We start from the raw sequence: 5,715 nt of genomic DNA on the forward strand, positions 1-5,715 counted from the left end.
GCTGCTCTCGGCGGCAGGCGCCGCCGCGGTCTTGCGCGGCGCGGCGTCGGCTTCCCTCAGCAGTGCGAGCCGCACCTTGGCGGTGGCCTGGTTGGCCTTGCCGCCGGCATCGGAGGCCTGGCTCTCGAGCACCGCGGCGTAGTCCTCCTTGGCGTGCGCTGCATCGCCCTTGGCCTCATAGGCGAGGCCGCGCTGGGTGTAGGCCGAGATCAGCACGCTGCCGGGCGGCGTCATGATGTTGGCGGGCGCTTTCGCCTTCGCGAGCCGGATCGCTTCCGAGGTGTCCGCAATCGTGCGCGCGATGTCGCCCTTGGCGCGCCAGATCACGGCGCGGCTGATCAGCGGCTGCGGCAGCGACGGGTCGATCCTGACGGCCTCGTTGATGTCGGCGAGCGCGCCATCGAGATCGCCGAGCGCCTGCTTCGAGGCGCCGCGATTCTGATAGGAGAACGCCGACTTCGGGCCGGCCTTGATCGCGGCGTCGTAGTCGGCGATCGCCTTGGCGTAGTCGCCCTTGCCGCGATAGGCGTTGCCGCGGTTGTGAAAGATGATGCCGCTCGGCGCCCCTATGCGCAGCGCGTCGTTGAAGTCGGCGATCGCGATGTCGTACTCGCCCTTGTCGTAATAGGCCGAGCCGCGCAGATTGTAGACGGCAGTGCTTGGCTTCAGGCGCAGCGCCTCGGTGGCGTCAGCGATTACCTGCGCGTAGTTGCCCTTCTTGTTCCAGCCCACCGCGCGCCAGAAATAGATCGTCGCGAGCTTCTCGCCGGAAAACACCTTCAACGCGATGATCTTGGTGCAGGCGTCGATCATCTGGTCGGCCGGCGTGGTGTCGGTCGTGCAGAGCGGGCCGAGCTGGGAGCGCGCCTGGGCGAAACAGGGCGCCGACCACAGGATGGCCGCGAGCAGGCAGGGGATCAGGAGCAGTCGGCGCATCGGTCATCCGGGGGTAGGGCCGTCACGGTGGTCGGCGGAGGTTGTCCATGACTGTTTGGTGATCGGCCGTGGAGGGGGGTTCAACTGGTGGGAAAATGGTGATAAGACCTCGCCGCAGACTATCTCTGCCCACTTTTGTCCCACTGGCCGCTGCCCACTCCAGGCACCATGAAGAACGACGAAATCCTCAGTCAGATCACGGATTTCTGCCGTCACTCCGACATGGCGGAGACGACGTTCGGCCGCCGTGCCGTCAACGACGGCAAGCTGGTGCACCGGCTGCGCGAGGGCAAGCGCATCACCATCGATACGCTCGACCGCATCAATGCCTTCATTGCAACCTCGACGCCGGGTGGCGTGGCGCCGCCGCGCGGCCTCGTGGTGCCGCCGGAAAAGCGCGATCCGAGGGGCAATTTCCGCTTCTTCGAGAACCGCCAGCGCTATCTGCTGTTCGTGCACACCTGCAGCGAGAAGCGGGTGATCGCCGACCGAGTCGCGCTCGAACTGGCCGCCATCCACCCGCGGCCGCCGGCTTTGCGGGTGTTCGATGCCGGCATGGGCGACGGCACCGTGCTGGCGCGGGTCCTGCGTGCCATGCATGGCCGCTTCCCACATATGCCGTTCTATGTCGCCGGCAAGGAACTGAGCCTGGAAGACGTCCGCCTGACTCTCGACAAGGTCCCGGACCGCCTGTTCGAGCACCCGGCCAGCGTCTTCGTGTTCACCAACATGTATTACGCCGAGGCGCCCTGGCTTACGCCCAAGAACTCCGCGGCGGCGGCCAGCATGATCTGGCACGAGGTGGCCCTGCGGGGCGCTTCCTCCGGCGAATTCGAGACCCAGATCGTGGAACTCGGTCCATTCCTGGAGCAGAACTGGCGCGCCAACCTCAGCCCCGGCAATGCGATGCCGATCTATGAGCGGCCGGTGGCGCTGGTGCTGTACCGCGACGATCACCGGTTCCTGCTCGATTCCATCATTCCCCGCGCCGGCCGGACCGAGGCCAATTTCGACCTGGTGATCGCCTCGCAGCCCTATCGCGCCAAATCCTCGGTGAATTTCCGCGCCAAGCGGATCATCGCGCCGCTGGCCCGCGCGCTGCGCGGCGGCGGGCGGCTGATAGGAATCCACTCCCACGGAAGCGATCCCGGACTTGAAATCATTCAAGCCGTCTGGCCCGGAGAAAATCCTTTCGCCGTCAGCCGTCATGAGATACTGCGCGCGGTGAAATACGAGTTGGGCTCGGCCGGCCGCGAGCTGAATTTCAACGCCTACGCCGATAACCGTTCGATCTTCCGATATGATATGGAAGCGCTGCCTAATGAGGTGACCGGCTCGATCGGAACCTCGACCGCCTTCGCCGCCTGGAACGCAGCAGTGTATGTCGCGCAGATCGAAGACGAGCGGTTGACTGAAACGACCGAAAACGGACGAGCTCTCGAGGCCACACGCGAGGTTCTCCGTAAACACAACGGGCTGTGGTTTTACGACGAATCCTACGTCATCTCGCGGCGACGAGACTGACATTTCGGGGACATATTCACCAACCAACGTCGGACTTCGACGAAACAAGGGGTTTGCTTGATGCGCGCGTCTTATCTCTTCACCAGCGAGTCGGTCTCGGAAGGCCATCCAGACAAGGTCTGCGATCGCATCTCGGATGAGATCGTCGATCTGTTCTATCGCGAGGGGCCGAAGGCGGGCATCGACCCGTGGCAGATCCGCGCGGCGTGCGAAACGCTCGCGACCACCAACAAGGTGGTGATCGCCGGCGAAACCCGCGGGCCGGCTTCGGTCACCAACGAGCAGATCGAGGGCGTGGTTCGCTCTGCGATCAAGGACATCGGCTACGAGCAGGACGGTTTCCACTGGAACACCTGTGATATCGAGATCCTGCTGCATCCGCAGTCGGCCGATATCGCGCAGGGCGTCGATGCGCTGCAGCCGGGCGAGGTCAAGGAGGAGGGTGCCGGCGACCAGGGCATCATGTTCGGTTACGCCACCAACGAGACGCCGGACCTGATGCCGGCGCCGATCTTCTACGCCCACAAGATCCTGCGGCTGATCTCCGAAGCGCGCCACTCCGGCAAGGAGAAGGTGCTCGGTCCGGACTCCAAGAGCCAGGTCACCGTGCAGTACGAGAACGGCAAGCCGGTCGGCGTTCGCGAGATCGTGGTGTCGCACCAGCATCTGGTCGAGGACCTCTCGTCCAGCCAGATCCGCGACATCGTCGAGCCCTATGTGCGCGAGGCGCTGCCGAAGGAGTGGATCAACGGCAAGACGATCTGGCACATCAATCCGACCGGCAAGTTCTTCATCGGCGGTCCCGACGGCGACTCCGGCCTGACCGGCCGCAAGATCATCGTCGACACCTACGGCGGCGCAGCCCCGCATGGCGGCGGCGCGTTCTCCGGCAAGGATCCGACCAAGGTCGACCGTTCGGCCGCCTATGCCGCGCGCTATGTCGCCAAGAACATCGTCGCGGCCGGTCTCGCCGACCGCTGCACCCTGCAGCTCGCCTACGCGATCGGCGTGGCGCGTCCGCTGTCGATCTACATCGACACCCACGGCACCGGTAAGGTGTCGGAGGACGAGCTCGAGAAGGCGGCAGCCAAGGCGATGGATCTGACGCCGCGCGGCATCCGCACCCATCTCGACCTCAACCGCCCGATCTACGCGCGCACCTCGGCCTACGGCCATTTCGGCCGCACGCCCGACAATGAGGGCGGCTTCTCCTGGGAGAAGACCGATCTCGTCGAGCCGCTGAAGCGCGCGCTCTGACACTTGCGTCATTCCGGGGCGCTCGCGCGAGCGAGCGAACCCGGAATCCCTTTTCATCAATTCGAGATTCCGGGTTCGCCTCTGCGAGGCGCCCCGGAACAATGAGTTCAACAACAGGACGCTCTCATGAACGCCCCCACGAAGCCCGGCTTCACCGACTACATCGTCAAGGACATTGCGCTCGCCGATTTCGGCCGCAAGGAGATCTCGCTGGCCGAGACCGAGATGCCCGGCCTGATGGCCACCCGCGAAGAGTTCGGCCCCAAGCAGCCGCTGAAGGGCGCGCGCATCGCGGGCTCGCTGCACATGACGATCCAGACCGCCGTGCTGATCGAGACGCTGGCTGCGCTCGGCGCCGACATCCGCTGGGTCTCCTGCAACATCTATTCGACGCAGGATCACGCCGCCGCCGCGATCGCCGCCGCCGGCATTCCGGTGTTCGCCGTGAAGGGCGAGACGCTGACCGAGTACTGGGACTACACCGCCAAGCTGTTCGACTGGCATGGCGGCGGCACGCCCAACATGATCCTCGATGACGGCGGCGACGCCACCATGCTGGTGCATGCCGGCTACCGCGCCGAGCAGGGCGACACCGCATTCCTCGACAAGCCGACCTCCGAGGAAGAGGAGATCTTCTACGCGCTGGTCAAGCGTCTCCTGAAGGAGAAGCCGAAGGGCTACTTCGCCGAGATCGCCAAGAACATCCAGGGCGTCTCGGAAGAGACCACCACGGGCGTGCATCGCCTGTACGAGATGGCCAACAAGGGCACGCTGCTGTTCCCGGCGATCAACGTCAACGACAGCGTCACCAAGTCGAAGTTCGACAACCTCTATGGCTGCCGCGAGTCGCTGGTCGACGGCATCCGCCGCGGCACCGACGTGATGCTGTCGGGCAAGGTCGCGATGGTCGCGGGCTTCGGCGATGTCGGCAAGGGCTCGGCCGCCTCGCTGCGCCAGGCCGGCTGCCGCGTCATGGTCTCCGAAGTCGATCCGATCTGCGCGCTGCAGGCGGCGATGGAAGGCTATGAGGTCGTGACCATGGAAGACGCCGCGCCGCGCGCCGACATCTTCGTCACCGCGACCGGCAACAAGGACATCATCACCATCGAGCACATGCGCGCGATGAAGGATCGCGCCATCGTCTGCAATATCGGTCACTTCGACAACGAGATCCAGATCGCTTCGCTGCGCAATCTCAAGTGGACCAACATCAAGCCGCAGGTCGACGAGATCGAATTCCCCGACAAGCACCGCATCATCATGCTGTCGGAAGGCCGCCTCGTGAACCTCGGCAATGCGATGGGCCACCCGTCCTTCGTGATGTCGGCCTCGTTCACCAACCAGACGCTGGCGCAGATCGAGCTGTTCGCCAACAACAAGGACGGCAAGTACGCCAAGAAGGTCTACGTGCTGCCGAAGACGCTTGACGAGAAGGTCGCCCGCCTGCACCTCGCCAAGATCGGCGTCAAGCTGACCGAGCTGCGCAAGGACCAGGCCGACTACATCGGCGTCAACCAGGGAGGTCCGTACAAGTCGGATCACTACCGCTACTGATCTGCGCTCGCAGCCATCGATCACGTGAAGAGCCCCGGCATCGTCCGGGGCTTTTTGCTGAGGTGGTGTGGGTGACAGATTGGCTGTCGTCCTTGCGGAATACGGTGACCTCGCCAAGCCCACTGTCGTCGTCCCTGCGAAAGCAGGGACTTGTCGTGTTGTGAACGGGACTCTCCATTCGTCGTCCTGGCGAAGGCCAGGACCCATAACCACCGCGGTTGCTGATAAGCGCGATCGTGGCCCCAGCGTCGCGCGACAATCGACATTTGGGGTAATGGGTCCTGGCTTTCGCCAGGACGACAATGAGGATGGTTCTCGATTCATGATGTCAAACAGCCGGTGTCATCACCCGCGCATGCGGGTGATCCAGTATTCCAGAGACGCCAGTGTTCGAGCCGAGAGGCCGCGGCGTACTGGATCGCCCGGTCAAGTGTTCAGCCCGGG

4 protein-coding genes are annotated in these 5,715 nt (G+C 64.4%); 3 read left to right on the forward strand and 1 reads right to left on the reverse strand.

What is annotated here, in order from left to right:
* The coding region (locus H8B02_RS44600) for a tetratricopeptide repeat protein (RefSeq protein ID WP_229172110.1) at positions 1-936 on the reverse strand (936 nt) is incomplete at its 3' end.
* Positions 937-1,104: 168 nt separating this feature from the next.
* Between H8B02_RS44600 and H8B02_RS44605 the strand changes: the two genes are divergently transcribed.
* The 3 genes from H8B02_RS44605 (at position 1,105) to ahcY (ending at position 5,271) form a co-directional block, all read left to right on the forward strand.
* Complete coding sequence (locus H8B02_RS44605; protein ID WP_229172111.1) at positions 1,105-2,460, forward strand: hypothetical protein; 1,356 nt, start codon at positions 1,105-1,107, stop codon at positions 2,458-2,460.
* A gap of 60 nt (positions 2,461-2,520) precedes the next feature.
* Positions 2,521-3,717 carry a methionine adenosyltransferase gene (metK, locus tag H8B02_RS44610; protein ID WP_223969238.1) on the forward strand — a complete coding sequence of 399 codons (1,197 nt, stop codon included), beginning with the start codon at positions 2,521-2,523 and terminating at the stop codon, positions 3,715-3,717.
* Between the two features lie 126 nt (positions 3,718-3,843).
* A complete protein-coding gene (ahcY, locus tag H8B02_RS44615; protein ID WP_229172112.1) occupies positions 3,844-5,271 on the forward strand; it encodes an adenosylhomocysteinase in 1,428 nt (475 codons plus the stop codon).
* Positions 5,272-5,715 lie beyond the last annotated feature (444 nt).

Origin of the sequence: Bradyrhizobium altum (assembly GCF_020889705.1) — a bacterium.
In the GTDB taxonomy this organism is placed as follows: Bacteria; Pseudomonadota; Alphaproteobacteria; order Rhizobiales; family Xanthobacteraceae; genus Bradyrhizobium; species Bradyrhizobium altum.

Bases quoted from the DNA above. Each gene is read 5' to 3' on its own strand.
- H8B02_RS44605 (WP_229172111.1), top strand. From the start codon at position 1,105: ATGAAGAACGACGAAATCCTCAGTCAGATCACGGATTTCTGCCGTCAC.
- metK (WP_223969238.1), top strand. From the start codon at position 2,521: ATGCGCGCGTCTTATCTCTTCACCAGCGAGTCGGTCTCGGAAGGCCAT.
- ahcY (WP_229172112.1), top strand. From the start codon at position 3,844: ATGAACGCCCCCACGAAGCCCGGCTTCACCGACTACATCGTCAAGGAC.